The sequence below is a fragment of the Nannocystis pusilla genome, assembly GCF_026626665.1.
Taxonomy (GTDB): Bacteria; Myxococcota_A; Polyangia; order Nannocystales; family Nannocystaceae; genus Nannocystis; species Nannocystis pusilla.
Genome location: NZ_JAPNKE010000002.1, coordinates 5,347,658 through 5,371,356 on the forward strand (window position 1 = coordinate 5,347,658; position 23,699 = coordinate 5,371,356).

The window sequence follows — 23,699 nt, forward strand, 5'->3', positions numbered from 1 at the left end:
TGCCTCCTCGTGGGTGCGCGTCAGCCCATGCGGGACTCACCCGGAAGTGAAATTCGCCGGTTTCAGCTCAGACCCGGCGCAGCCGGGCCACGCGTCACCCGTGCAGCATGTACACGCCCGACCAAGGATGCTCGCGGCAGGCCCACAGCGAATGGTCTTTGGGACAAACCGCCACCGATGATGGCGACGAAGCAGGTATGCCGCGTCACAGTCCCGGCAGCGCGGCGTTGTGACACCGTCTTGCGTTTCGGTGGTAGCCGCCGAAGGTCTTGCGGGCCACGGAATGCGCGCCGATGCACGCGGCGACCCGTGAATAGGCGGCGACCGGATCGTCGCTAGACAGCGCGCAGGCGTTCGGCAGTGTCCGGGAGCTCCGCGACGAGCAGGTTCGACGACGGAAGCGCCCACCCGCGGCCGTCGGCGACCAGGAATCCGACGAGGTCGGGGATCTGCGTGCGACCGAGAGGCGGCTCGCGGCAACAGCAAGCGGCGCGCGACGACCCCGGACGCTTGACGGCTCGCACGCTTTGCGGTCGAACCCGAACCATGATCCAGCCCCCCGCCACGAGCACCGTCGATGTCGTCGCCCGTGCCGCCGCCTGCCTCGAGGCTGCGGCTCGCCCCCGCGGACCGAGCTCGGCCTGGGACGACGCCGTCCGTCGCGTGAACGCCGGCGACGCGGCCGGCGCAGTCCTCGCCCTGGCGGCCCTGGACGAACGTGCGCGCGCGGTCGCCGCGCTCGCGCTGCAGCGCCTCGCGGTCGCGCGTGGCCTGCCCGTCAGCGCAATCCGCGCGATCGGCGGACCGCTGCAGGCCAAGAACGTCGCCGGCGTTGGCCGCGACGCGGTCGGCTGGTCGTGGGGGCGCGCCTGGGACGCCGAGGTCCTGCCCCACCTCGACGTCGCTGCGCTGAAAGGCGCCGCGCCCTCCGGCTACCTCGCCGCCCGCCAACTGCAGGCCGCCGCCGAGCGCGCCGTGGCAGCGGGAGACCTGGCCGGAGCCGAGCGCCTCGCCGAGGCCATCGACGCCCACCACAAGGTCGCCCGCGCCCACGCCTGGTGCGCAATCGCCGCGGCCACGCCCGGGGTCGGAGCCGCCGACCTGGCCTGGGAGCGCGCCATCAAGGCGGCCAAGCAGCCGCCCATGATTCAGGACGGCGGCGAGGAGGCCGAGGCGCTCGCCTCGGTCGTCACCGCGCTCGTCGACCAGCGCCCGCCCGACCACGCCGCGGTCGCCGCCGCCATCGCCGCGCTGCTCCAGCTCGGCAAGAAGCGCGCCCCGAAGGACGTGCGCAGCAACGGTATCTGCCTCGCCGCCGCCGCCTGCGCTCGCCGCGCGATCCGCGACTCGACGCACGCCGAAGCCTGGATGGCGCACGCCGAGGCGCTCCTGGGCTCGCAGATCGACGACGGCAGGCCGGTCTGGGCGGCGCGGATCCTGCTCGCCGCGGCCGCACGCGCGCGCGGCTCCGCTGCAGGCGAGCACCGCCAGCTCAAGGCCATCGGCGACCCGCTGTTCCGCGATGTGCGTGAGGTGCGTGCGCTCTTCCCCGAGCGTGCCGAGCGCCTCCATCGCCACTGGGCCAGCGGCGCGAGCGCGTTCGCCGAGGTCGCGCTCATCCGCGAGGCGGGCGGCGACGCCACGAAGTGGCTCGACGCCGCGGTGAAGAGCGCTTGCGTCTACGCCGGTGGCGAGGAGCGCGCGTTCGGCGAGCTCATCGCCATCGCGTGGGCCGAAGCTCCGCGCCCGCCGTGGTCCGACGCGCCGCGCGGCCCGGTCGAGACGCGCGCGCACGCGCTGCTCCAGCGCCCGAAGACCGATCGCGCCGCGGCGTTCGGCGCCGCGGCGTTGCGCCTGTTGGTCGTCGACGAGGACGCCGCGCGCGCCTGGTACGTCGCCGCGCTGGATGCTGGCTGGAGCGGTCGGTGGATCGCCAGCGACGTACGCTGGCTGCGCGATCGCGCGCTGCGCGAGCGGGTGGCCGCGCTGGCCGCGGCGCAGGCGGACCTCGACGACCGCGCCTGGGCGCTGACCGACCTCGCCGAGGCGTGGTGGGCCGACGGCGAGATCGACCAGGCGCTCGGCGTCGTGGGCCTCGTGACCGCGGGCCCGGCCACAGACGCCGAGCCCAGCTGGACCCCGTTCGCGGCGCTGGAGCAGGTCGGCCCGCTCTACCAGGTGCCCGCCGAGCCCGCCGAGCCGCCGCCCCCGCCGCCCGGCGCGTTCGCCGAGGGCAAGGACGCGCTCAAGGCGCTCAAGGCGGCCGAGCAGCGCGACGCGTGGGCCGTGCTCGGCCAGCGCCTGGTCGACCCCGACGAACTCCGGCAGGTGCGCGCCGCCCTGGCCAAGGGCAAAGAGCAAGGGGCGATCGGCTCGACCCGGCATGTGCGCCTGATCACACTCGCTCTTCGCCTGGGCGACGTCGACGCGGCGCTTGAGGACGCGCGCGGCGTCGACCCGCAGGGCCACAGCTCGACCGGGCTCGCCGGCGTGACGCTGACCATCGCCGAGTGGCTCCTGCGCCACCCCGAGGCCATCACCGAGGCGCGGGTGCTCGCCGTGATCGCGCGCTTCGCCGAAGCGCACGGCCAGTGCACCCAGGAGCGCGCCCCTGGGTCCTACCCGACCTCGTCGAGTCCCTGCCCGCGGCCGCCCGCGCCAACACCCTGGCCGCCGCCCGCGCGCTACGCGACCCCGTTAGCGGGCCGACCACCGTCGCCGTGGTGCTCGGTCATGGCGGCGACCTTGCGGGCGCCGCGAGCGCGCTGCGTGACGCCATCGGTCGGGCCGGCAACGGCGGCGCCGAAACGCTGGCCTGCGCCCTCGCCCGGGCTGAGCGCGGCGGCCGCCTGCCCGGCCGCGAGGCGATCCTCGCCGCCTGCCTCGACGCGCTCGAGGGCCCTCGGTACAAGGTGATCGGCGCGATCGAGCGCATCGCCCGCTACCTGTGGCTGAGCGACGACGTGGCGACGCTGCCCCCGCTGGTGCACGCCTGCCGGCTGCCCGACGACGCCAAGACCCGCGCCCGCCGAAGCTTGGTGCTGGGCGCCCCCGAGCATGCCCCGCGCCCGGTCGACGCGGTGCTCGCCGCGTGGCTCGACGTCGCGCCGAATCTGGATCAGGCGCGCGAGCAGGTCGACGCCCTGGCGCGGGCGCTCGCGCGCGAAGGCCGGACCGAGGCCGCCGCCGTCCGCGCGCTGCTGCCCCCGTGACGCACGCGCGGCCCCGACCGTCGCCCGGGGTGTGCTCCGCGGGTGAGCGGCCACCGTCCAGCCACTGAGCGGGTCGGAGCTCGTCCGCGTTGTCCTTGTCGCCGCCCCCTTGTAGTCGGCGAACGGGGCGGCCACTCGCGAGGTCGGGACGCGCCGCGGAATGGTCGTGCAGCGGCGATAGCCACTCGCCGTTGCCCGTGAGCAGATCAGTCGAAGTCGAGAGCTCCTCATGGCGCGTACGACCAAGAAGACCAAGTCCCCTTCGCCCCAACGATCCACGCGAACGCTCGAGAGACTCGCGAATCTCGTTCCCCATCCGCGCTACGGCACCGAGATCGTGCCCTCCGGGCAGGTCGGTGACGATGACGTGATCCCCGGGCCGCCGGAGTGGTCTAAGGACGTGACCTTCCCGGAGTCCGCGATTCCCGCCGACGTCCGTAAGCAGAACTTCTCGACGATGTCGCATCTGCATTGGTACGTGGACACGCTGCGTGACTGCTGGACGTGCAAACGGCCCTTCATCTTCTTCGCCCGGGAGCAGCAGTACTGGTACGAGACGCTTCGCTTCCGCGTGGAGGCCGACTGCCACGAGTGCGTTGAATGCCGCGCGAGCCTGCGGACCGTCCGACGGCGACTGAAGCGCTACGGCGAGCTTGTCGGCAAGCGTGAGCTGACGGACGAAGACATGCTCGCCCTCGCGAGCGACGTCGCGTTTCTGTGGACCGAGGGCCTCCTGCGCGACGAGCAGCGCCTTCGTCGGATCAGAAACCGCGCGCTTCGCCAGGTACCCGACGGCGCCGCCACCCGCGCGCTCGACGAGCTCGGGGCTACGCTTCCGAAGTCGTGAGGCAGGCGGGCGCGACTCGGTGTGGATTGACGTCGACACCCGACAGCGGCGCCTCGCTCCGCTTGTCTCGGCGGCCCAGCGACCGGCGGAATTGGCTCTTTTCGAGACGTTCGCCCGCAAATTGGCCCGTAGAGGGGTCCAGCGCCACGCGTACATGATTTCACCAAGTTCTGTCTCGAAACAGCGCTACAGCCTCTTGTAGCCGGTCTTGCGAGGCCAACATGTGGAACCGTTCCACATGCGGTTAGGGCGCAGTCGGCCTCCGTGTGGCTTCCAGTGAACCTGCGCCGAGGCGATCTGCGGCGACGTGAGCTCGAGCGAGCGCCGGCCCCGTACGCAGGACACGTCAATACTCGCAGCGCCCCCCGAGCACCGGCAGGATCGGCACGCCGACCGCGTGGGACGTGTCCGTGAAGTAGCGGTTGTAGATCAATCCCTCGGCGTCCTCTCAAGGTTGTATAGGCAGGGCAACTTCGGAGTCCCGAGCCGAGTTTCGACGCATTAACAATACAGCGCAAAAGCGTCCGCACAAGAGTTCTGTCCAGTCGACCAAGCAGTCGACGATTTGTGACGGTTTCAATCTTTCGCATAGGTGTTATCGACCGCGGAGTTCAAGTAGCCGCCTCCAGGCGCGAAAGCGTGTTGAAGATTCGCCGAGTTGAGAAACGATCCGCTCAAGTTCATCGAACGTATCCGCTGCAGAAATTGCGGACTCGATAAAATCAGCTACGGCGCCAGGCTTGGCGCGATATAGCGACAGCGCGATGTCCGGCTCATTTGAAAGCAAAGTGGGCTTTTCTGGAGTGGTCACAAAGCCGTCTCGGGCGTGGACTACGTGGCTGGACGGCACTGAATTGATAACACTATGGCTGTGCGAGGCGATCCAAAAATGGCAAGAATAGCCCCTGAACAAATCAATAAGTAATCCGACAAGTTGCGCAGTCCAAGCAGGATCCAGATGAAGTTCGGGCTCTTCGAGAATTACCAGTGAATCCTGTTCGATTTCCGTGAGTATCGAAAGAATTCGTATAACGAGCATTTTCTGCCCGGAACTCATGTTCTTGAGATGGATGAGGTGCTGTGCCCCATGCTGTCGGCGTGGGTCCTGATGGAAGCCTGGCGTCGGGCGCGGAGCACGCGGTCGCGCCGATCCGACGACCCGTGGAGGCCTCGACACCCTCGTCGGAGCCCCTCGTCGTCTCGACCATGCTGCTGCTCGGCTGCGTGGTCCCGTTCACCCCACGGACCTCACCGAATTCGACCCGGGAGAATTCGCGCAAAAGAATGGGTTAATGTGGTTCATGACGCGGCCTACGACCCGAGCCGAGCCGCGATGTCGCCAGGTCAAAAATGAGCGAATTCGCTCACGGGACGGTCGCCAGCAGGCGGCTCGGCGACGTGGCAGATTGCCGGCGACCGTCCATGGTCTCGCCCTCCTCGCCCTGTCCCGACGAATCCGTGCTGCTCGACTTCGCCGCGGGGGCGCTGGACCTCGTCGCGCGAGAAGCAGTCGAGCGCCACGTGGACGCGTGTCACCCGTGCTTCGAGGGCGTGGCGGCGCTGCTCGCCGCCGAGGCTCGCGGGCCCGGTCGTGCGGCGGGCCGTTACACCATCGGCCGCGTCCTCGGGGCCGGAGCGATGGGGACGGTGTACGAGGCCCACGACCCGGTGCTCCATCGCGTGGTCGCGCTCAAGGTCCTGCGCGCCGATCTGCGGCCCACCGAGCAGCGGCGGCTGCGACTGCTGCGCGAGGCGCAGAGCCTGGCGAGGATCCGGCACCCCAACGTCGTGTCCGTGTACGACGCCGGCGAGGCGGGCGCGGACGTTTACATCGCCATGGAAGAGATCGATGGTGAGCCGCTGGACGAGCACCTGCGCCGCCGTCCGCGACCCTGGCGGGAGGTCGTCGACCTGTTCGAGCAGGCAGGTCTCGGGCTGGCGGCGGCGCACGAGGTCGGCATCGTCCACCGCGACTTCAAGCCCGCCAACGTCCTCGTCGACGCGCGCGGTCGCGTGGTCGTCACCGACTTCGGTCTGGCGGCGTCGATGGAATTGCCCGACGAATCGCCGCCGGGCGACGTGTCGGGCTCGCTGCTGGCGCACGCGCTCAGCGCCACGGCGACCCGCCTCGGCACGCCGGCCTACATGGCGCCCGAGCAATTCAGAGGACTGCGAGCCACGCCGGCCACCGATCAATTCGCGTTCTGCGTCGCGCTCGTCGAGGCGCTCGGCGGCAAGCGGCCGTTCTCCGGGGCGTCCGTCGAGGCGTGGACGCGCTCGCAGGCGCACGGGCCCGACCTGACGAGGCTCCCCGGGCCCGCGAGGCTCGCCCGCGCGCTCGCTCGTGGTCTCGCGTTCGAGAGCAGCGGCCGCCATCCCACGATGCGGGCGCTGCTCACCGAGCTGCGGCGCTGCCAGAACCAGCGGCGGATCCGGCTCGTCACCGGCGTCGTCGCCACCGCCGTCGGCGCGCTCGTGGCCGGCGGCTGGTTCGCGTCACGACCACCACCCGTCTGTGCTGCTCCGCTCGCGGAGAGCTGGGGAGCCGAGCGTCGCGCCGCGATCGCGGCGCGCCTGTCCGACGGCACGGAGCCGGCGCAGACCGGCGGCGGGAAGCACCTCCGCACCATGAAGCGACACGCGCTCGCGCGGCTCGAGGAGTACGCGACCGAGCTCGCGCAGGCCTACGGCGAGGTCTGCCCGGGTCTGCCGCGAGCCGCCCTGCGCGGCACGCCCGAGCAGCGCGGCCAGTGGATCTGCCTCGAGAGCCGACGCGTCGCCTTCGACGCCCTGACCGCGCGGCTGAGCGAGGCGGATCCCGCGGCGATCCTGCCCCTGCTCGGTGTCGTCGCCGATCTCGATGCGGCGTCCGAGTGCGCCTCCGCGGGGCTCGCCCTGCGCGACCTCCCCCAGCCGGAGGACCCGCTCCTCGGGGCGCGTGTGCAGGAGGTCCGGCTCGATCTGGCCGTCGTCTGGGTCAAGCAGATCGCCGACGATCCGTCCGCGCGCGCGGCGATCGAGGCGCTGCTGCAGCGGAGCCGGGCGCTCGACTACGCGCCGCTGCAGGCGGAGCTGCTCGCCCGGCTGGCCTGGATCGGCCTTCACGCGTACGACTACGAGCTGGCCGCGCGCCAGTTCGCGGAGGCCTATGCGGTCGCCGGCAGGACCGGTCACGAGCCGGTGGCCGCCTCGGCGGCGCGCGGGCTGATCCTCGCGCAGGGCCAGCTCGGCCGCTTCGCCGAGGCGCGCCTGGGCCGAGGCGGCCGCCCCGCTGCACCGCCTCCCGCGCGAGCGCATCGAGCTGAGCCTCGTGCGCGGGACGCTGGCGACGCTCGACGGCGAGCTCGACGAGGCCACAGGCCACTTCGACGAAGCGTCCGCGCAGTGGGAGGCCGCCCGGGCCAGCGGCGCGGTCAGGGGGAGGAGGTCGCTGGAGGTGACGACGCACATCGGATACGCCGACGTGCTCGTCGCCCGCGACGACTACCGCGGCGCCCGGCGGCACTACGAGCGGGCGCTGCAGGTGCAGCGCGAGCTGTACGGAGACGCGCACGCCACCCTGCCGGATCTGATGATCTCGCTCGCGGAGGTGGAGCGGCTGGACGGCGACCTGGCGGGCGCCCGCGCCCGCCTCGAGGAGGCCCTGGCGATGGCCGGCGAGCTCGTCGTCGACGTGCCCCACGGCTGGGCCAACCTCGGCGAAGTGCAGAGCGCCGAGGGAGACTTCGCCGGGGCCGTGGCGTCGTACCGGCGAGCGCGTGAGACCGTGCCCACGGGGCTGCTCGCGGCGAGGGCCCGGATCGGCGAGGCCTGGGCGCTGGCCCGGCTCGGGCGCCACGACGAATCCGCGAGCATGTGCGCGGCCGCGCTCGCGGAGCTCGCGGCCGTGCTCGGCCCCGACCATCCCCACACGCTCGACGGCAAGGACACCTGCCGCGTGATCGGAGGCGAACGTGCCGGCGTCGAGCGAGACTGAAGCGGCCGAGACGCGGGCGCAGGCGCTCGCGGCCGAAGGTCGGCGCTGCTGGCCGGACATCAAGCCGTCGCCCCGGCTGCTCGCGGCCGTCGAGCGGTGGTCGCGGCTGCCGGAGCGGCCGGGCGTCGACCTCCGCGAGGTCTACCTCGCGCTGGCCTGCGTCGAGGGCAGCCCCGCCGCCATGCGCCTGTTCGAGGAGCGCTACCTCGATTCGGTCGAGCCGGCGCTCGCGGCCCAGCGGCTCGGCCCCGACGAGCTCGCCGAGGTCCGCCAGCGCGTCCGGATCCGGCTGTTCGTGCAGCAGCGCGACGACCTGCCCGTCGTGATGCACTACGCGGGTCAGGGACGGCTGGGAGGGCTCGTCCGCGTCGTCATGATCCGCGAGGCCGTCCGGCTGCGGTCGTCGCCCGCGACGGCCGAGCTCACGCTCGAGGCGCTCGACGCCCGCGACCCGGAGCTCGCGTTCACCGACGGCGAGCGCCAGGAGCTCGCCAGGCGGCTCTTCGCCCGCGCTGCAGCCGCGCTCACCGGGCGCGAGCGGTGTCTGTTGCGGCTGCATTACGTGCGCGGGGTCAGCGGCGCCCAGATCGCGCTGATGCACGGCGTCCATCGAGCGACGGCCGTCCGCTGGCTCGAATCGGCGCGCCTGCACCTGCTGCAGGCCTTCTCCCGCGAGCTGCGCGCGCTCGCGCCCGAGCTGTCCCGCGGCCAGCACGAGCAGCTCGCGGCGTGGTTCAACACCCACCTCGAGCTGTCGCTGAGCCGCCTGCTGACGACCGTCTCGTGAGGCAGTCGAGCGCGTCTGGCCGCAAATCCTGGGCGGGAATCAGTGCCGCTGCTCTCGTGAGCGAATTCGCTCATTATTTGTACTAGCGACATCGCGACTCGGCTCGGGTTGTAGGTCGCGTCATGAACCATATTACCCTGCTCTTTCGCGCAAATCCTCCCGGGTCGAATTCGGTGAGGTCCGTGGGGCGCATGCGACCGCTCGCGTGCGCCCTGTTCCCTGCACTGCTCGCCGCCTGTCCTGGGAATCCAGGCGAGTCGACCGCGACCGACCCCGGCGACACGACCTCGGCGACGACCAGCTCCACCGGCACGACGAGCGCTTCGCCGACGACGACCCCGAGCAGCGGCGCGAGCGAGCCCACCTCGGGGGGCCCATCCGGGACGACGACGACGAGCCCGGGCGACTCCACCTCCGAGGCGAGCGTCACGACCGCGGACGTGACCGGCGAGCCGACGACGACGACGGCCGGCGCGTCCGGCACGACGGACACGACGACCGGCATGACGGGCGGCAGCACGGGCTCGGTGCCGGTCTGCGGCGACGGGGTGGTCGAGGGCGAGGAGGCCTGCGACGACGGGGGCGAGTCGGTGACCTGCAACGTCGACTGTACGGCGGCGGCGTGCGGCGACAATCAGGTCAACGCGCTCGCCGACGAGGAGTGCGACGACGGCAACATGGACGACGCCGACGCGTGCGTGGCGGGCTGCAAGAGCGCGACCTGCGGGGACGGCTTCACCTGGACCGACAACGAGGGCTGCGACGACGGCAACCAGGTCGACGACGACGCGTGCAGCAACACCTGCGCGCTGGCGAGCTGCGGCGACGGGCTCGTCCAGATGGGCGAGGCCTGCGACGACGGCAACAGACATGAAGGCGTTTGCGCCATGTCTGTATCCAGTCTGGCCGGTGGGGACGGCCGGAAGCGGCAACCTACGGCAGGTCTGTTGCCGGAGTCAAGTTCGATATTTTGCCTTGACCATCGAGGCAAAATCGTATACCCGGTTCGGGTTCCCGTTCATCCAGTCCGGGGTCCGCCGGCGGCCGAGCCGCCAACCCGAAACGAGTCGTGGGGATTCGTGGAGGCCGACGCCCGCTCTCACCGAGCGGGCGTTCGTGTTCGGTCGAGCCGATCGCGCCGGCGGGCGATGAGTTCGAGGAGAGCGAGCCTGTCGCCGTCGCGGAGCTGCACGTGAAGCCACGCGCTCTCGACGGCGCGGTGCAGGTCATCGAGCGAATCGAGGTCGATCGCGGCCTCGATTCGACGGGCCCGCTCGAGGAGCGAGTTCCGCAGCGGCGCGTCGCAGCTCCAGTTTCCTCGCCCGCCGTCCGCCTGGTTCGGCGCGGGCGCCTCGACCCGGCGTTTCATTGGAGCACTGACCTCCGTCCAGCGCGAAGGTCCTGGGCCACCTTGGCCAGGCGCTCAGCGAGAGCCTCGAGCTCCTCGGGGGCGAGCTCGCCGACGGTGAACACTTCGAGCAGCTCGTCGTCGACGTAGCCGACCGCGACGCCGCGGAGCTCATCCGCTCGCGCCTCATCGCGACTCCCGACCAGGATGCGCATCACGACGCACCTCCGACCGGGCACGCCGAAGCCCCGCGCCGCGCCTTGCGAGCCGGCCTCGGGGGCCACTCGACGTCGAACTTGGCGAGCATCCGCGTCTCGATCTTGTGCTTGATGCACAAGACCCTGAGGCGCTTGAGCGAGACGCCCAGCAGATCGGCGGCTTCGGAGAGAGAGCCGGCTCGCTCGAGGGCGGCGGAGAGCAACTGGTGATACATCGCGTCGAGGTTCAGACTGTCGAGGACGATCTTGGGGCGCGGGCAGGACATCACTCGCCTCCCTTCGCGGCGTGCAGAAGCATCATCTCGGCGTCGAGTCGCTCCTCGAGCGAGAGCTCGCGGACGACTCCCTCGACCTGCAGAACCGCCGACACCGCCGCGTCGAGGTCGTCGACGCCGAACAGCAGCGGCATCGCCTCGCGCGGCACGTCGCACCAGCCGGCGTGCCGCAGCAGAACCCAGAAGCGGTCCGGCGCGGGTCCGTTCGAGCGCGCGTGGATCTTCAAGCGGGCCGCGGCGAAATGCTCAGCCGTCAGCCCCGTGAGCGTATACGGGTACATACTACCTCCAATGGTCAATCGGCCCTGTCCCCCAGGGCATGCGCCATCAGACAGGCGCGGGCCGGCCGCACAACGCGGCGCGGTGCCGGGGCCTACCGGGCCCCGTTCGGACTAGCGGATCGCGTAGCTTCGATCGTTGGCGGGAGCCGTCGGCTGCGCCGTGTAGATGCGCCCCCCGGCGATCAGCAGGCAGAACACGAGGTGCCTCTCCAGGATGTTCCGGCGCGACGTGCCCAGCAGGGCTCGTCGGAGGCGGAGCGCTTCATCGCGAGTCAAGGTTTCCATGTGCAAGTTCTCCTGCAGAGCGCCAGGGCCGTCTAGGCGCTTGGCGAGCTTTTCCTCTGCGAGTTCACGGTCGTCGGGCCCGAGTTCATCGCTGTCGGGCCCGACGAGTTCATCGTCGTCGGACTACTCGGAAACCCGCGGCTTCTCGGTCAGGCGGTAGTCTCCGGTCGCGTCCTCCTCGAGGCCGAGCGGATGCAAGGTGTCGTTGTCGACGGCGCCCGCCGCGGCGCGGGCCTCGTGCTGGCGCTTCCAGAGGGCGATCGCCTCGTTGCGAGCCGCACGGAAGTAGGCGATCGCCCGGACGTCGCACCCGCCGAGCTCGGCCGTCGCGGCGAGGGCCTTGACCTCGCTGCTCTCGGCGAGCCGGAGGGCGCGGTGCAGCTGCCGAGTGAGCGCGCCGAGTTCGTTCATCTTGACGACCGGCGGCAGGCCCTTCGTCGCCGTGGGCGGCGTCTCGCCCCGCTCGAGCGCCTCGATGCGCTGGCGGCGGCGCGCTGCCGCCTTCTCCTCGCGCTCGAGCTTGGCCTTCTCCTTCGCCAGGCGCTCGGCGACCGCGGGGGTGAGCTCCGGCGCGGCCGGCGACGGCGTGGGCTGCTCGGTCGCAGCGGTCGCAGCGGTCGCCGCGGCCGGCGTGCTGGTGGCGTTCGCGGAGTCGGCGTGCGAGAGCTGCTCGAGGCGCGGCGGGGTCCTGCGGTTGCGGGCGGGCTTGGTGGTGGTGGCGGTGGGCATGGTGGTGTCGGTGGTGTCGGTGCGCATGTGGTGTTCGTGCTCCTGAGAGCGCCGCGGCGATCGCCGGCCCCGGCTTGCACGGGGCTGGGCCTGGGGGAGCTAGGTGGTGCGGAAGCGGGGCGCGGTCTGCCAGCGCTCGGCTGGCTGCAGGCGGCGCTGCTCCGCCGCGGCCCGCTCCTCGCGGGCGATCCGCAGGTCCTCGGCGGCGTCGCGCTGCCGCTCGACCCGCACAACCTCGCCGGCGGGCGTCAGGACCAGCGCCGGCCCCTCTCGCCGGGCGTAGGCCAGGGCGCTCGCCTCGTCGCCGTGGACGCCGCTGGCGCAGCGGGCGAGCTCGCGGCGGTCGCCCTGAAGGTCGACCTGGGCGGCGCGGTGGAGGCTGAAGCTCAGGTATGCGGTGGCGGGGGTCATCGGCGGTCCTCGGCGGCAGCGTCTCGCCGCCCGTCATGTATACGCTAGACGACTAGTCGTTAGTCGAATAATCGACAAGCCGAGGCCCTGCGCAAACTCACACATTTATCGGCTAGCCTTCTACTGCTCAGGTGGGCTAGGAAGTAGGGCGCCTGTGCCGCGAACGAGCCCAAACTCCGAACGAGAGCAGCGGATCCGCCAGGCCCTGGCCGCCGCCCTGCGCGAAGCCCGGGCGCGCTCGGGCCTGACCCAGGCGGAGCTGCAGCGCCGCCTCGCCGAGGCGCTCGGCGTCACCACCGTCGCCCCGACGACCGTGTCCAGGTACGAGCGCGCCGAGCTCGCGCCACCGTGGGGCACGCTCGACGCGTTGTGCGAGCTGCTGACGGGACGCGAGGACGCCCTGATCGACGCGCTTGCGCAGGCCCTCGCCGGTCACCCGCCGAAGTAGCCCAGCGCGAACAGCAGCAGCGCGAAGGCGCTGGTGGTCGTCAGCCACATCAGGACCGCCACGCGCGGTGGCATGCCCGGCATACCCGCTGGCGGCGGAGCTTCGCCGCCGAGCTCGACGAGTAGCTCGCGAAACTCCTGCGACGCGGTGGTCCTGCTCATGGCGCTGGGGCCGTGTAGAGAATCAGCGGCGGTCGACATCGCTACCTCCTCGTCGTGACGGGTCGTCGGCAGCCTGATCGATCGCCCGCCAGGTGCCAGAGGCGCCGCCGTGCTGCCGGATGGCCGCGTCGGCGACGCGGTCGATCGCGTTGAAAACGCCGGTGATGCCGTGCTTCTGGATCAGCGGGCCGAGCTCGGCCGCGATCCTGGTCTCGGGCAGCGCCTCTCGGCGCTGACGCTCCTGGACGAGCCAGACCTGCTCTCGTCGCCATTGCCCGCGCGCGTAGATCAGCCACGGGGCCGCCAGCAGCGACACCGCGACCCACGTCAGGGCGCCGGGAGCTCGGTGCTGGTCGTCGTAGTGAATGCCGACCCGGAGCAGCAGCAAGCCGGTCACGCTGGACCACGGCGCCGAGCACGGGGACGAGCCACGTCCTCGGCGCCGGCGCCGGCGCCTCCTGGCCCGGAAGCTCTGGCGGTCCGTGCATCACCAGCCGATGTCCTGCAACCCCTCGGCCAGGCACTCGACGACGTCCCCAAGCACCGGGCCCGCGTTGATGACGACGACGATCTCGACGAACCGCTCGCCCTCCTTGTTCGGCTCGGTGGCGGTTATGTTGACCGCGGCGGTTCCGACCTGGCCCGGCAGGCAGGCGGCGAGCAGCTTGAAGACGACGACGAACTCTTGCACGAACACCCAACCCATGACTTACCTCCGTACGAATGTGAACGTTGTAACAGCAAAGATGTTGTAGAGCTTCGCGGCCGGCGCTGCGGGGATCGCCACAGTGAGGCCGAGCTCGTTGAAGTTGATGGCGCTAAAGGTGAATGTCAGGGCCGCCAGCGGGAGGCTCGACTTGACGTCGCTCTGGGCGTCAATGCCGATCGCTCCGGCGCTGTACGTCCCGCCCGCCCAGCGCCAACAGTTGCCTCGGTTCGTGTTGCTCGTCGTCTCGATGACGTGGATCTTGCTCTCGGCCTGCCAGACCACGTTCGCTGCCGGCATGACAAACCGGCCCACGAGGCCGTTCGCGCCGCTGGCGATTCCCTCGAGCACCGTCGTCTTGCGCCACTCGTACTGGGTCTCGCCCGTCGCCGAGATCTCCGGCTGCGACTGCGTGCGGAAGGTGTAGTTCCCAGAGAACGCCCCCCGCGGCTGCTGCTGCGTGACCATCTTCTCGACCGCCTGCGCGAGCTGATTGACCGCAGCCGAGTTGAGCGTGATCCCGGCGAGGACGATGACGTTGTTCGTCTCCTGCTGGGCGGCGTCGAACCACGCCGAATCGAGATCGGTGGGCGCTGTCCCGGTCACCGGGTCGCCGTTCGTCCACCCATGAACACCAGGACCAACTTGTCGACGGCCTTGCCGTCCGTGAGGATGATGACCGCCATAGCTACTCCACGAAGATGTTGCCGTCCTCGCCCGCGGCGACAGCTCGCCCGACAGGCCAGTCGGAACCCACCGCCCAAAGATCGGTGAATGAAAGGACCTGGCGCAGGACCCACGTCTTGCCCTCATCGAGCGACTGAATGATGGTGCCGCCGAAGCCGGCAGCCGTCCAGCGTCCGGAAGGAGAGCGATGTACGGCTCGCAGAGTCATCGTAGTGGGACTCGGGACCGGCTTCCACGAGAGGCCGCCGTCTTCGCTGATTCTGATGATGCCTCCGGCGCCGACCGCTACCACGGTCAGCAGCCAGGCGCTCACGCCGTACAGGTGCTCGCCCGCATTGACGGGGCCGATGATGCTCGCCCACGTTGAGCCGCTGTTCGTGGAACGCACAACCTGACCGTCGAAGCCGACCGCGACCATGGCGCCCTGGCACCGCGTGACGGCGTATAGATCGGCGGCCGTGGCGGAGACGACCACGCCCCACGTCGCCCCGGCGTCCGTGCTGCGGTAGCAGCCGCCGCTATCACCGACAGCGACGACGACCGCGTCCGCAGCATGACCACGCGAGACGCCGCGAACATCCTTCGCTATCGCCGCGCCGTTGCCGGCCGTCCAGTTCGCTCCGCCGTTGTCGGAGTAGAAGACGACGCCGGCGGTCCCCATGGCTACCAGTCTCGTGCCCTCGACGCCCGCGTGGCAGGCCGCGTAGAAGTCGTCGCCGGAGGGCATTAGCCACACCTCCCATTCCGAGGCGCCCGGCTTCGCCCGGAGCAAGGCCGCATCCTCCCCGATTGCGACCGTGTACCCGTTCATGGTGCTAGCAATAGCGCGTATGAACTCGTCACCGTTCGTCACTCCAGCCTGTTGCCATAGAACGTGGACCTTGGGGAGCGTGTGGATCAGGGCTTGGTGATTGACGACGCACGCCAGCAGGGCATCGTCGAGGCCGCTCTCGATCACCAATGACCAGACGGCCTCCCACTCGTCCGAGAACAAGGGCGAGTTGCAGGTGTCGATGCACGATGTCGCCAGCGGGCTCTTCTCTAGCCACTGCAGCGGGTACATCAGGGCCTCGAGGACGGAGAGCCAGTACCCGAGCCCCTGGTCGTGGCCCGCCTGCGCAAGGAGTTTCGCTATGACGGCAGCTTGGCGCGCTTCGAGCGTGACCGGCTGCGCGCAATCCGGAAGTCCGAGCATTTCCTCCCAGTCAGGCAAGAGCTCGAACGTCGTGCTGGGGTCGAGCTCCCGCTCGAGGGCGGCAGCGCGAACTTCGACGCGCGACAGCTCCGCTCCGTGCGCAGCGATCAACGCCTTCTGGACCGGGTCCTCGCGGTCCCAGGCCCAACCGTTGGGAAGAAGAGCGGCTAAGGCCGGTTCGAGGCGCCGGTGCGTGCAGTCGCCCCAGCCCTCGGTAGCAGCGGCCTCGCTGGTGCCGTAGATGTTGACGAGCGCCACCGGTTACACGACCTCGGGCGTTGCAATGAGGCTCAGGTCCCCGATGTTGAACCGCGGCTGATCGCCCGGGGCGAAGGTCATGGGCTGCGGCGTGCCCCCGAGGTTCAACAGCGGCCCCGCGGCGAGGAGGTTCCCAGCGACCGCGGCGTCGAAGATGCCCCACCAGGTGACGCCGGTAGCACCGGCCGGCAGCGCGTCGAAGACGATGGCGACGTTGCTCTGTCGACGAATCTCTCCTCCACCGACGACGGTGAGCCACGCCGAGTGCGCCTTGCGCGAGTAACCTGGCGCGGTGAGCTCGGCGAAGCTCCCTGAGAGGAGATCTGCGGCCGTTGCGAGCGCGACGTAGCGGGTTGTCGCGGTCGGAAGGATGAGAGCCAGCCCTGCGGCGCTGAGAGCCACGCAGCGACCCTCGGAGGGGCATCCGGAGTGATTCAAGGCGCGATTGACGCGGGGTCGTTTTCGCGCCATTCTCCGCGCCACGTGATCGGCCTCCCCGTCACACGGCACATCGCCTCCGACGGCCCTGCCGTCGCGGAGACTCTCATGCGTCAGAAAATTTTCGCGGCCCTTGCCATCCTGTGTGCTTGTCCTGAACCCAGCACCGACACCGACACCGACCCCTCCACGGAAACCGAACCCAGTTCGACAACTGAGACCACGACCACGCCCACGACTGAGACCCCCACGACAACCGACCTGACGACCGGCGAACCGGCGCCCAGGGACAGGAAGGTCTTTGTCAGCGCAACGTCTGTTCACACGGATGACGGCATCGAGTCCGCGGACGCCGCGTGTGCCAAGGAGGCTCAGGAGGCCGGCCTAGACGAGGTTTACCTGGCATGGAGATCTGTCTCGGACCTCAGCGCGTCTCAGAGATTCGAGCCGATTGACGGCAAGGTCATCATGACCAACGGCGAAGTCGTTGCGGAGAGCTGGGCCGACCTTCTCAGCGGAAACCTGGTCGAGGCGCCGCATCGAGGCGCCCCACCCGGGCACATGGACTGGTGGGGCAGGCCTGTCTGGACAGGTACGGATCCAAGCGGAAACACGATACCCAACGGAACCTGCAATGATTGGAGCGACTCCTCTCGACGGGCCATGGGAGGAATCGGACTTGTTGGCGTGATCGAGAAATGGACCTTCAACCATCTCTATACGTGTAGAGCTTGGGCGCGGGTCTATTGTTTCTCGCAATGATCACACCGGCCACGTGATTTGCGTGTCCGGGTCGGCGAGCGTGAGCAGCTCGAACTTGTTGAGCGCCACGTCGCCCGCGGGGACGCTCAGCTTGTGGTCGACCTCGCCGGCGACGCTGCTGATCGCCTCGTTGAGCCAGCTCTTGTAGAACACCGCGCCGTCCACCCTGGGCGGCGCGGCCTTCGTGGCCAGCATGTTCCTCAACGCGTCGACGATCGCCGCCCGGACCTCGGGCGTGTTCGGCGTGAGCGAGCTGAACGTCAGGCTCAGCGGCTTGTCGATCGGCGCTTGGACGTACAGCGCCTTCAGGTGGAGCGGGGCCTTCTCGAGGATCTTCGCGGTGACGGCTGCGACCTCCGGCGCTCCGGGGAACGGGTCCGGCACGTCGCCGGACATGTCGTTGTCGCGCATGAACAGCACTGTGACGCGTCCGGGCTTGGGGACGTTGCCGAACTCCCACACCCGCGTCACGCCAGGCACCTCCTTTGCCCAGGACTCGTACGAGTTGGGGCCGCCGCCGTTCGGCGGGTCGGCCAGGCGCTCGAGCAGGCGGGTGAGCAGCTCGAGATCCGTCTCCTCGTCGGTGCCTCCGGTTAGTCCGTCCGGGTCCACGACCTGCGCCGTGCTTGAGACGCCGACCACGGGCGTCACCAGCGTCAGCGTCGTCCCGCCCGGCAGGTTGCCCGCCTGGCCGCCGGAGACGGCCCTGCATGGCACAGATACCTCGAGGGCGACGCCAGGAAATGGCGTGTCCGTGAGCACCTCGACCTCGACGTCGCCGACCTTCGCGCGCTGGCCCTTCTCCACGACCTGGCCCTCGACTTGGGTCCTGATGAAGCGAACCGGACCGGTTGCGCGGACCGACTCACGCTTGAATACCCCATACCGCGCTGCGTGTCGGCGCAGCTGCTCCGCCTCTGCGGTTTGAGGGAACGCGTTCGCGGCCACCTGTGAGAGGCGACCGTGAAGCCCGTGCGATACTCCCGCCTCGGCTTCACAGAACGCGCTCTCCGTGGTGCCAGGCAGGTTGGCGCCGTCGCTCTTCAACTCATAGTTGAAGTCACTGCGGCACCGGGCCCGGATCTTGGCCAGAGTCGGTCGATTAAAAGGCATTGTGCTTCACCTCCCACAACCGCCGGAACGACGGCAAAAGCGAGGACGGACGGACAATATCAATCTCGAGACCAAGCCAGCCTGCGCGCGGGCGCGAAGCGACGACCTGGATAGACTTCGCTATACCTCGCGCCTTGAGCCACACCAGCGATTCGAGCGCGATGTCCTCGGCTCGGCGGAGCGTGGCGAGCGTGGTCTTCTCCCGGGTTAGCAGCCAGAGCTTGGAGCCCATCTTCGGCGTGTCGGCCGGGCGAACTGAATCGGCGTGCGCCCACCATCCACGCTGTCGATCCAGCCCCGCAGTAGTTATTTCCGCGGGCGACGCCTCGGCATCGGTGAAGAGCGACAGGATGGCGAGCGTCTCTATGCCGCCGTCGCTGGCGAGCGTGCCGTCGTCGGCGAGCTGCAAGCGCGCGCGGCCAACCGAGTTGTCCCACTTGAGGCGCAGCACAGTCAGCCCTTCCCATAGACGTTGTCGGCACCCGTCGGCGCGAGCGGGCCGACCGGCGAGACGCCCGGAACCGCGGTGGGCTGGCTCACCGGGCCCACCGGCGCGGTCGGGTGGGTGTGCGTGTCGTAGGCGAGTTGCAGCGCCGCCAGGCGCGCGTCGACCTCCTCGGCGAGCGCGACATGCTTCACCGCGGTCTCGCCGCCGAGCAGCACCTTTGCCGCCGCGCCTGGCGTGATGACGATGTCGCCGCTCGGCTTCATGACGATGCTCGACTCGGCGGCGCCGGCGGCCCGCACCTCGACGCCGCCGTCCGCGAGCAGCTTGACCAGCTGCCCCTCGCGGCCGACATACAGCGCGGCCTCGCCGTCCTCGAGCTCCTGCAGGCGCGTCGTGCGATCGAACAGCAGCGCGACCCGGTGACCCGTCGCGCCTTGCACCGCCAACACGACCGCCTCGGCCTGCTTCGGCCGCGAGGTGAAGCCCGGCGGCGTGATGCACTCGACCTCCTCGAGGATGTCGTCCGCGGTGGCGGTAATCTGCGCGCGCTGCAGGCCGGACTCCTGGAGGACCCGGACGACGCCCCGCACGACGAGGCTCCGGAGGCGGAGACCCCACGGCCGCAGGCGCTCCTCGATCATCTGCTCAACCGTCTCACGCGTGATCGTCAAAACGAGAACCCTCCCCCTTGGGCTTCTTCCGCTTGGGCGGCACCTTCACGTCGTACGCCTCCGGCGGCGTCAGGGTGACCTGCGTACGCGTCCCGCCCGCCGAGTCGCGCGTCATGGTGACCTGCGTGACGAGGAACTCGCCGTCGATGCCGTATACGTCGTCCTCGACAGCGACGACGATGTTGGGTTCCCACACCCCGCGCGCGTGCTCCCAGCTTCGTTTCGGATTCTTGCGGTCCACGAGCACGTACTCCATCTGCAGCGACTTGCCCGCTCTGGTGTTGCGCTCCCACGTCGCGGCGAGCTGCAGGGGGTGCTTGATCGGTTCGCCCTCGACGAACTGCCCCTTCGTATTGCGCGGCTGCGTTTCCGTCTGCACGACGAGCGGGCGATGCCGCGGCACTGCATCGTCGCGCACCTCGTATTTGATCGCCACTGCCTCTCCGAACGTCTCGTCGTCCGCGGCGAGCTGGGCCTTGAATACGTAGTCGCTGAAGCGCTGCGCCATCGAGCGGCGCACGTGCGCCGACGCGATATTGATGCCGCGGGCGATGAGCACGTCGGGGTAATGCAGCAAGCCAGTTCGCGTGAATCTGATGCTCCCGTCCGGGTAGCTGCAGAGCCGCGCGCCATTCAATCGCGCGAGTCGATCGAGTACGTCGAAGACCGTCTCGCCGTCTTCGATCTTGAAGTAGCCCTCCTCGCCGAGGGTACCGGTTGCGATCTCCAGGTCGACGCTGATGCCGAACGGCTTGCAGATGTCGCGGGCGATCTCGAGGCCCGAACGCTTGCGCCACGGCTTGTGGATCGCGGAGCAGTCGACGAGGTCTCCAGCGCGGGACCGGCCGGACACCGAGAGCGACGACGATGTGCTGGTGTCGCTCAGGTCCACGTCGTCGATGTAGCCGGAGATCAGCTTCTCGCCGCGGTAGATGACCTCGCACGCAGCGCCCTCAACAATCTCCGCCGAGCTCGCCCTGCTCGTCGAGATCGCCAAGTCGAACGTGTCCGCCAGCTGGTCCAGGGCGCGGATGATCTGCACCGAGGTCCAGCCCGACAGGTCGCGACCGTCGACCCGCAGCACCAGGTCGTCCTCAGCCAAGGAGCACCTCGAGTGGTTGGCCGCCGGCGACTGCGTTGGGATCGTCGACGCGGTTGCGCCCGACGATCTCGAGGTCGCGCGTCGGGTCGCCGTAGATCCAGAACGCGATCAACAGCGCGGGCAGCGACGCCGGCGGCGTGTAGGTCGTGATCGTCGGGAGGTCCTGTGCAGCGGCTTGCAGCTGCACGTCGAGGGCGGCTCTCAGGTCCGTGAGCGCGCTGTGAAGCGCGTCGCTGGCACCCGGGTCTAGCATCAGCGCGTCGATGTCGTCGCCGAGGTCGTCGAGGATCTTGGCGACGTCAGCCGTCGACTCGAGTGGAAGCGAGAGGAACAGCTCCGCGTAGGTGGCGACCGCTGCGGCCCGGAAAGCCCGCTGCATGACGCGCTCAGCGTCGAGGACAACCTGGTCGACCTCGACGCCATCGTAGGGCGGCGGGGTCTCCAAGAACGTCGCCTGCAGCGCCGCAGATGCCTGCAGCGCCACGTCGATCCGTACGCGCTTCTCTCCGCCGGGGAACGGGGCGTCATCAGCGTCCGCGCTGACCCGGACCACCGCCGCGAGCGCGGCAAGCAGCCCGCGCACCTGGGACATGATTGAGCTCGGCAGCCCCGCGAGCTCGTTGCGGGCTTCCTTCAGATCGGCAAGAGCGTGGACGAGGTCGTCGGCACCAGCGAGCGCGCCAAGCGTCCGCCGCCGGACACTCTGCATGGCGTCGGAGATCTTGCCGATCGCGTCCGACACCGCGCCGACGATGCCGGGCTTGGCAAGCTTCTGCACAAGCTCCGCGTCCGCAGCGGCGACGACCGCCGCGACGGCGACGGTGAGCCCGGCAGCCGGGCTCTGGGTGATGCGCATGTCTGTGCCGCCAGCGACGCCGGCCTCGACGACCGTGAAGCTGAAGCGTGCCGCGCCGCCTTCACCAACCGTTTCGCTCAGCTGGTAGCCGCCGTCGAGGCGGACCGCGCCCCGGTCGCCCTGCCAGGGGTGGATGAACTTGTGCGGGCCGGCCGACTCGAGCACCTCGAGCAGGGCGTCGCGCGCGCGCATGTACTCGTCGCCGACGACGACCGCCTCGACCTGCCAACGACGCGCCGAGCGGCCCATGTCCTCGCTCCCTGGCTCGTCTGCGTCGGGAAACTCGGTGATGACCGTGCGGCGCCCGCCGGATCCGCTGATGGATGCGACGAAGAAAGGCGCCCCGCCGAGCGAAGCGTCGAGCATGTCGTCGCGCCACGGCATCAGCGCTGCCTCCCGGTGCCAGTGCGCACGCGGAAGCCGGGGTCGCCCTTCGTCTCCAGCTTCTGTTGCACGACCTCGCCCTGGCCATTCACCGTGATCTTCAGCTCGCCGTCGAACTTCGAGCTCGATGGCTCCTCGCCTTCACGGATCAAGGGGGCGCCGTTCGCCGCCGGCGCGCCGGTAGCCGCGCCGATCCAGCCGCCGACGGGGCCGATGTGGGCGCTGATCTTGCCCGCGCTCGCGCTCAGCTCGCGCTGCTGCTTCAGCGTGTCGCCGGCAAGCGCCCCGATGCCACCGCCGAGCGCCTGAAGTTGGCGCAGCTGCTCGGGTGACATGCCGGCGAGCTGTCCCTGCTGCGCCGCCGCGCGGGCGCTGTCGTAGGTCTCCTGCATCAGCAGCGTGTCCTTGATCTGCCGAACCTGGTCACCGGCCCACTCGAGCTTGTCGACGATCCAGGCGATCGCCACCTTGAACCCGGCGGTCACGCTGTCCCAAAGGCCAGAGAAAAACTCGCTGATCGGCTCCCAATATTCATAGATCAGAAGCGCCGCGGTGAGCAGCGCGCCGACCGGGTTCGACGCGATGGCGGTCTTGATCGCCTTCATCGACCCCACGACGCCCAGCTTCATGATGTGCATCTCGGCGGTGAGCAGCTTCGCCCCCTTCACGGCGAGCGCCCAGGCCCAGGTCAGACCTCCCCAGATCGTGATGAGCGCGGAGACGCCAGAGATGATCGGCGCGACGACGAGGCCGAGGCTGCCAAGGACGCCGAGCAAGAGGCCCAGCGATCGGACCAGCGTCGGGTTCTCCTTCGCCCAGGTCGTCACCGTGATGATTAGCTCCTTGGACCACTTCAGCAGCTCGGTGAACTCGGGGATGACCTTCTCGCCGACGGTGAGCTGCAGCTCCTCGAACGCGCTGTCGAGCTCCTTGCTGGCGCCTGCAGCGTTTCGGTTCATCTCCGCGGCGACCTGGGCTGCGGTGCCGGCGGACTTCTTGTTCATCTCGACCAGCGCCTGCAGCTCGCCGGTGCCTGCCTGCTTCATCAGGATCGCCAGGGCCTCTTTGTCTCCGCCCATTCCGACCAGGCCCTGCATCCACCTGTCGCGCCGCACGCCCCCTTGCCCTTGCCGAACTTCTTGTCGGCGGCGCGCTCCGCTTCGGCGAGCAGCTCGATGATCGGACGGAGGTTACCCTGCTTGTCCTTGATGTTGATCCCGAGCGCTGCCAGGGCGCCCTTCTGCTTCTTCATGCCGCTCTGGAAGTTGCCGAGCACCGACGCGAGCCCGGTGCCAGCGACAGAGCCGCGCTTGCCGGCATTACCGAGAGCACCAATCATCCCGAGCGTCGTCTCGAGGTCAATGTTTGCCTTCGCGGCGGTGACGCCCGAGTACTTGAGGGCTTCTCCGAGGTCGAGTAGGCCCGTGGCGGTCCCGTTGGCCGTCTTGACCAGCACGTCGCCGATGCGGCCCATGTCGGCGGCGCCGAGGCCGAACTGATTCATCGCAGCCGTCTGGATGTCGGCGGCGTTCTCGATGCTCTCGCGCGTGGCCGCGGCGGTGTTCAGGATGCCAGGCATCGCCTTCATGATGTCCTGGGCCTTCTGCAGGTCCTCACCGCTGAAGTTCTTCGCCAGGATGTCCATCCCGGCGGCGGCCTCGCTGGCGCTGTACTTCGTGTCGGACCCGAGGCGGCGCGCGGTAGCGGCGAGGTCGACCATCGCCGCATCCATCAGACGCACCTGGCTCGCGTCGAGCGTCTTCGTCAGGTCGAACGTCGAGGCCTTCACGCTCGACATCTGCTCCTGGAAGTCCTTGAACTTGTCGACCGGCCCCTTGATCGCGCTGAGTACGGAGGTCCCGAAGCCCTTCACCGCGTCGGCGCTGTGCTTCATGTTCGAGGCGAGCTCGAAGGACTTCGCCGCCCGCTTGCCGGTCTTCTCGACGTCGCCGACGCCCTTGATCACGCGCTTGATCGGACCGGTGACCCGGTCCACCAGGCGGACGATGAGGGAGGTGGTGAGCGTCGTCGAGGACATCAGGTCTGCTGCTTGGGAAGGTGCGGCGAGATGGTGCTCCACCACCACCGCAGCTGGTCACCG

The 23,699-nt window shown here is 69.6% G+C and carries 29 protein-coding genes and 1 pseudogene; 9 read left to right on the forward strand and 21 right to left on the reverse strand.

The genetic code is table 11. The features are described 5' to 3' along the window. Nucleotides 1-546 precede the first annotated feature (546 nt). The 3 genes from OV079_RS23600 (at nt 547) to OV079_RS23610 (ending at nt 4,059) form a co-directional block, all read left to right on the forward strand. Nucleotides 547-2,916, forward strand: coding sequence for a hypothetical protein (locus OV079_RS23600; RefSeq protein WP_267771121.1), 2,370 nt, complete (start codon nt 547-549; stop codon nt 2,914-2,916). Next, nucleotides 2,913-3,212, forward strand: a complete 300-nt coding sequence (locus OV079_RS23605) for a hypothetical protein (RefSeq protein WP_267771122.1) — start codon at nt 2,913-2,915, stop codon at nt 3,210-3,212. Before OV079_RS23600 ends, OV079_RS23605 begins: the two co-directional genes overlap by 4 nt. 229 nt (nt 3,213-3,441) lie before the next feature. Then, nucleotides 3,442-4,059: a zinc-ribbon domain containing protein gene (locus OV079_RS23610; RefSeq protein ID WP_267771123.1), complete on the forward strand. Its 618-nt coding sequence runs from the start codon at nt 3,442-3,444 to the stop codon at nt 4,057-4,059. A 595-nt stretch (nt 4,060-4,654) separates the two neighbouring features. On the opposite strand, the gene OV079_RS23615 is transcribed toward OV079_RS23610, so the two are convergent. Continuing rightward, a complete protein-coding gene (locus OV079_RS23615) occupies nt 4,655-5,236 on the reverse strand; it encodes an AAA family ATPase (protein ID WP_267771124.1) in 582 nt (193 codons plus the stop codon). Nucleotides 5,237-5,697: 461 nt separating this feature from the next. Between OV079_RS23615 and OV079_RS58455 the strand changes: the two are divergent. Beyond that, nucleotides 5,698-6,402, forward strand: a pseudogene (locus OV079_RS58455) (serine/threonine-protein kinase); the annotation flags it as partial. A gap of 153 nt (nt 6,403-6,555) precedes the next feature. Here the strand turns inward: OV079_RS58455 and OV079_RS23625 are convergent. Beyond that, nucleotides 6,556-7,233 (reverse strand): hypothetical protein, encoded by a 678-nt coding sequence (locus OV079_RS23625; RefSeq protein WP_267771127.1) that lies wholly within the window; start codon nt 7,231-7,233, stop codon nt 6,556-6,558. Nucleotides 7,234-7,369: 136 nt separating this feature from the next. Here OV079_RS23625 and OV079_RS58460 point away from each other — a divergent pair, with 136 nt between their 5' ends. The 3 genes from OV079_RS58460 to OV079_RS23645 all read left to right on the forward strand — a co-directional run bounded on the left by OV079_RS58460 (nt 7,370) and on the right by OV079_RS23645 (nt 10,018). Next, a complete protein-coding gene (locus OV079_RS58460) occupies nt 7,370-8,035 on the forward strand; it encodes a tetratricopeptide repeat protein (protein ID WP_420829421.1) in 666 nt (221 codons plus the stop codon). Continuing rightward, entirely contained in the window at nt 8,013-8,822 is an 810-nt protein-coding gene (locus OV079_RS23640) for a hypothetical protein (RefSeq protein ID WP_267771128.1), read from the forward strand. The genes OV079_RS58460 and OV079_RS23640 overlap by 23 nt, the downstream gene beginning before the upstream one ends. Before the next feature lie 191 nt (nt 8,823-9,013). Further along, complete coding sequence (locus OV079_RS23645; protein WP_267771129.1) at nt 9,014-10,018, forward strand: hypothetical protein; 1,005 nt, start codon at nt 9,014-9,016, stop codon at nt 10,016-10,018. A gap of 169 nt (nt 10,019-10,187) precedes the next feature. Here the strand turns inward: OV079_RS23645 and OV079_RS23650 are convergent, their stop codons facing one another. The 6 genes from OV079_RS23650 to OV079_RS23675 all read right to left on the reverse strand — a co-directional run bounded on the left by OV079_RS23650 (nt 10,188) and on the right by OV079_RS23675 (nt 12,369). After that, nucleotides 10,188-10,385, reverse strand: a complete 198-nt coding sequence (locus OV079_RS23650) for a hypothetical protein (protein ID WP_267771130.1) — start codon at nt 10,383-10,385, stop codon at nt 10,188-10,190. Continuing rightward, on the reverse strand, nt 10,385-10,654 hold the full coding sequence (locus tag OV079_RS23655) for a helix-turn-helix domain-containing protein (RefSeq protein WP_267771131.1): 270 nt from the start codon (nt 10,652-10,654) through the stop codon (nt 10,385-10,387). The genes OV079_RS23650 and OV079_RS23655 overlap by 1 nt, the downstream gene beginning before the upstream one ends. Further along, a complete protein-coding gene (locus OV079_RS23660) occupies nt 10,654-10,944 on the reverse strand; it encodes a hypothetical protein (protein WP_267771132.1) in 291 nt (96 codons plus the stop codon). The genes OV079_RS23655 and OV079_RS23660 overlap by 1 nt, the downstream gene beginning before the upstream one ends. 111 nt (nt 10,945-11,055) lie before the next feature. Further along, nucleotides 11,056-11,229, reverse strand: a complete 174-nt coding sequence (locus OV079_RS23665; RefSeq protein WP_267771133.1) for a hypothetical protein — start codon at nt 11,227-11,229, stop codon at nt 11,056-11,058. Nucleotides 11,230-11,352: 123 nt separating this feature from the next. Further along, a complete protein-coding gene (locus OV079_RS23670; RefSeq protein WP_267771134.1) occupies nt 11,353-11,985 on the reverse strand; it encodes a hypothetical protein in 633 nt (210 codons plus the stop codon). A gap of 72 nt (nt 11,986-12,057) precedes the next feature. Next, entirely contained in the window at nt 12,058-12,369 is a 312-nt protein-coding gene (locus tag OV079_RS23675; RefSeq protein WP_267765500.1) for a hypothetical protein, read from the reverse strand. A gap of 154 nt (nt 12,370-12,523) precedes the next feature. On the opposite strand from OV079_RS23675, the gene OV079_RS23680 reads away from it, so the two are divergent. Next, nucleotides 12,524-12,817: a helix-turn-helix domain-containing protein gene (locus tag OV079_RS23680; RefSeq protein ID WP_267765501.1), complete on the forward strand. Its 294-nt coding sequence runs from the start codon at nt 12,524-12,526 to the stop codon at nt 12,815-12,817. Here the strand turns inward: OV079_RS23680 and OV079_RS23685 are convergent. The 6 genes from OV079_RS23685 to OV079_RS23710 form a co-directional block, all read right to left on the reverse strand. Then, nucleotides 12,802-12,978 (reverse strand): hypothetical protein, encoded by a 177-nt coding sequence (locus OV079_RS23685; RefSeq protein ID WP_267765502.1) that lies wholly within the window; start codon nt 12,976-12,978, stop codon nt 12,802-12,804. The two genes, OV079_RS23680 and OV079_RS23685, sit on opposite strands and share 16 nt — an antisense overlap. Nucleotides 12,979-13,000: 22 nt before the next feature. After that, a complete protein-coding gene (locus OV079_RS23690; RefSeq protein WP_267771135.1) occupies nt 13,001-13,375 on the reverse strand; it encodes a hypothetical protein in 375 nt (124 codons plus the stop codon). A gap of 90 nt (nt 13,376-13,465) precedes the next feature. Then, nucleotides 13,466-13,684 carry a hypothetical protein gene (locus OV079_RS23695; RefSeq protein ID WP_267765504.1) on the reverse strand — a complete coding sequence of 73 codons (219 nt, stop codon included), beginning with the start codon at nt 13,682-13,684 and terminating at the stop codon, nt 13,466-13,468. Nucleotides 13,685-13,687: 3 nt separating this feature from the next. Beyond that, nucleotides 13,688-14,290, reverse strand: a complete 603-nt coding sequence (locus OV079_RS23700) for a hypothetical protein (protein WP_267771137.1) — start codon at nt 14,288-14,290, stop codon at nt 13,688-13,690. A gap of 82 nt (nt 14,291-14,372) precedes the next feature. Beyond that, the gene (locus tag OV079_RS56170; protein ID WP_267771138.1) at nt 14,373-15,824 is read right to left on the reverse strand and encodes a putative phage tail protein; all 1,452 of its coding nucleotides are present in this window, start codon (nt 15,822-15,824) and stop codon (nt 14,373-14,375) included. A 3-nt stretch (nt 15,825-15,827) separates the two neighbouring features. Beyond that, the gene (locus tag OV079_RS23710; protein WP_267765508.1) at nt 15,828-16,226 is read right to left on the reverse strand and encodes a phage tail fiber protein; all 399 of its coding nucleotides are present in this window, start codon (nt 16,224-16,226) and stop codon (nt 15,828-15,830) included. An 81-nt stretch (nt 16,227-16,307) separates the two neighbouring features. Between OV079_RS23710 and OV079_RS23715 the strand changes: the two genes are divergently transcribed. Next, nucleotides 16,308-17,024 carry a hypothetical protein gene (locus tag OV079_RS23715; protein ID WP_267765509.1) on the forward strand — a complete coding sequence of 239 codons (717 nt, stop codon included), beginning with the start codon at nt 16,308-16,310 and terminating at the stop codon, nt 17,022-17,024. On the opposite strand, the gene OV079_RS23720 is transcribed toward OV079_RS23715, so the two are convergent. From OV079_RS23720 to OV079_RS23750, 7 genes are read right to left on the reverse strand one after another with little or no spacing between them, the layout of a single operon-like run. Further along, entirely contained in the window at nt 17,025-18,071 is a 1,047-nt protein-coding gene (locus OV079_RS23720; protein ID WP_267765510.1) for a baseplate J/gp47 family protein, read from the reverse strand. Nucleotides 18,072-18,126: 55 nt separating this feature from the next. Next, nucleotides 18,127-18,588, reverse strand: a complete 462-nt coding sequence (locus OV079_RS23725; protein ID WP_267765511.1) for a phage GP46 family protein — start codon at nt 18,586-18,588, stop codon at nt 18,127-18,129. A gap of 2 nt (nt 18,589-18,590) precedes the next feature. Continuing rightward, nucleotides 18,591-19,256 (reverse strand): phage baseplate assembly protein domain-containing protein, encoded by a 666-nt coding sequence (locus OV079_RS23730; RefSeq protein ID WP_267765512.1) that lies wholly within the window; start codon nt 19,254-19,256, stop codon nt 18,591-18,593. Next, entirely contained in the window at nt 19,240-20,340 is a 1,101-nt protein-coding gene (locus OV079_RS23735) for a phage baseplate assembly protein (RefSeq protein ID WP_267771139.1), read from the reverse strand. Before OV079_RS23735 ends, OV079_RS23730 begins: the two co-directional genes overlap by 17 nt. 10 nt (nt 20,341-20,350) lie before the next feature. Beyond that, entirely contained in the window at nt 20,351-21,598 is a 1,248-nt protein-coding gene (locus tag OV079_RS23740) for a DNA circularization protein (RefSeq protein ID WP_267771140.1), read from the reverse strand. Continuing rightward, the gene (locus tag OV079_RS23745) at nt 21,598-22,695 is read right to left on the reverse strand and encodes a phage tail tape measure protein (protein WP_267771141.1); all 1,098 of its coding nucleotides are present in this window, start codon (nt 22,693-22,695) and stop codon (nt 21,598-21,600) included. The genes OV079_RS23740 and OV079_RS23745 overlap by 1 nt, the downstream gene beginning before the upstream one ends. Next, nucleotides 22,644-23,684 (reverse strand): phage tail tape measure protein, encoded by a 1,041-nt coding sequence (locus tag OV079_RS23750; RefSeq protein ID WP_267771142.1) that lies wholly within the window; start codon nt 23,682-23,684, stop codon nt 22,644-22,646. Before OV079_RS23750 ends, OV079_RS23745 begins: the two co-directional genes overlap by 52 nt. Nucleotides 23,685-23,699 lie beyond the last annotated feature (15 nt).

Bases quoted from the DNA above. Each gene is read 5' to 3' on its own strand.
- OV079_RS23660 (WP_267771132.1), bottom strand. From the start codon at position 10,944: ATGTACCCGTATACGCTCACGGGGCTGACGGCTGAGCATTTCGCCGCG.
- OV079_RS23645 (WP_267771129.1), top strand. From the start codon at position 9,014: ATGCGACCGCTCGCGTGCGCCCTGTTCCCTGCACTGCTCGCCGCCTGT.
- OV079_RS23670 (WP_267771134.1), bottom strand. From the start codon at position 11,985: ATGCGCACCGACACCACCGACACCACCATGCCCACCGCCACCACCACC.
- OV079_RS23695 (WP_267765504.1), bottom strand. From the start codon at position 13,684: ATGGGTTGGGTGTTCGTGCAAGAGTTCGTCGTCGTCTTCAAGCTGCTC.
- OV079_RS23610 (WP_267771123.1), top strand. From the start codon at position 3,442: ATGGCGCGTACGACCAAGAAGACCAAGTCCCCTTCGCCCCAACGATCC.
- OV079_RS23685 (WP_267765502.1), bottom strand. From the start codon at position 12,978: ATGAGCAGGACCACCGCGTCGCAGGAGTTTCGCGAGCTACTCGTCGAG.
- OV079_RS23600 (WP_267771121.1), top strand. From the start codon at position 547: ATGATCCAGCCCCCCGCCACGAGCACCGTCGATGTCGTCGCCCGTGCC.
- OV079_RS23650 (WP_267771130.1), bottom strand. From the start codon at position 10,385: ATGCGCATCCTGGTCGGGAGTCGCGATGAGGCGCGAGCGGATGAGCTC.
- OV079_RS23665 (WP_267771133.1), bottom strand. From the start codon at position 11,229: ATGGAAACCTTGACTCGCGATGAAGCGCTCCGCCTCCGACGAGCCCTG.
- OV079_RS23655 (WP_267771131.1), bottom strand. From the start codon at position 10,654: ATGTCCTGCCCGCGCCCCAAGATCGTCCTCGACAGTCTGAACCTCGAC.
- OV079_RS23745 (WP_267771141.1), bottom strand. From the start codon at position 22,695: ATGCAGGGCCTGGTCGGAATGGGCGGAGACAAAGAGGCCCTGGCGATC.
- OV079_RS23675 (WP_267765500.1), bottom strand. From the start codon at position 12,369: ATGACCCCCGCCACCGCATACCTGAGCTTCAGCCTCCACCGCGCCGCC.
- OV079_RS23740 (WP_267771140.1), bottom strand. From the start codon at position 21,598: ATGCCGTGGCGCGACGACATGCTCGACGCTTCGCTCGGCGGGGCGCCT.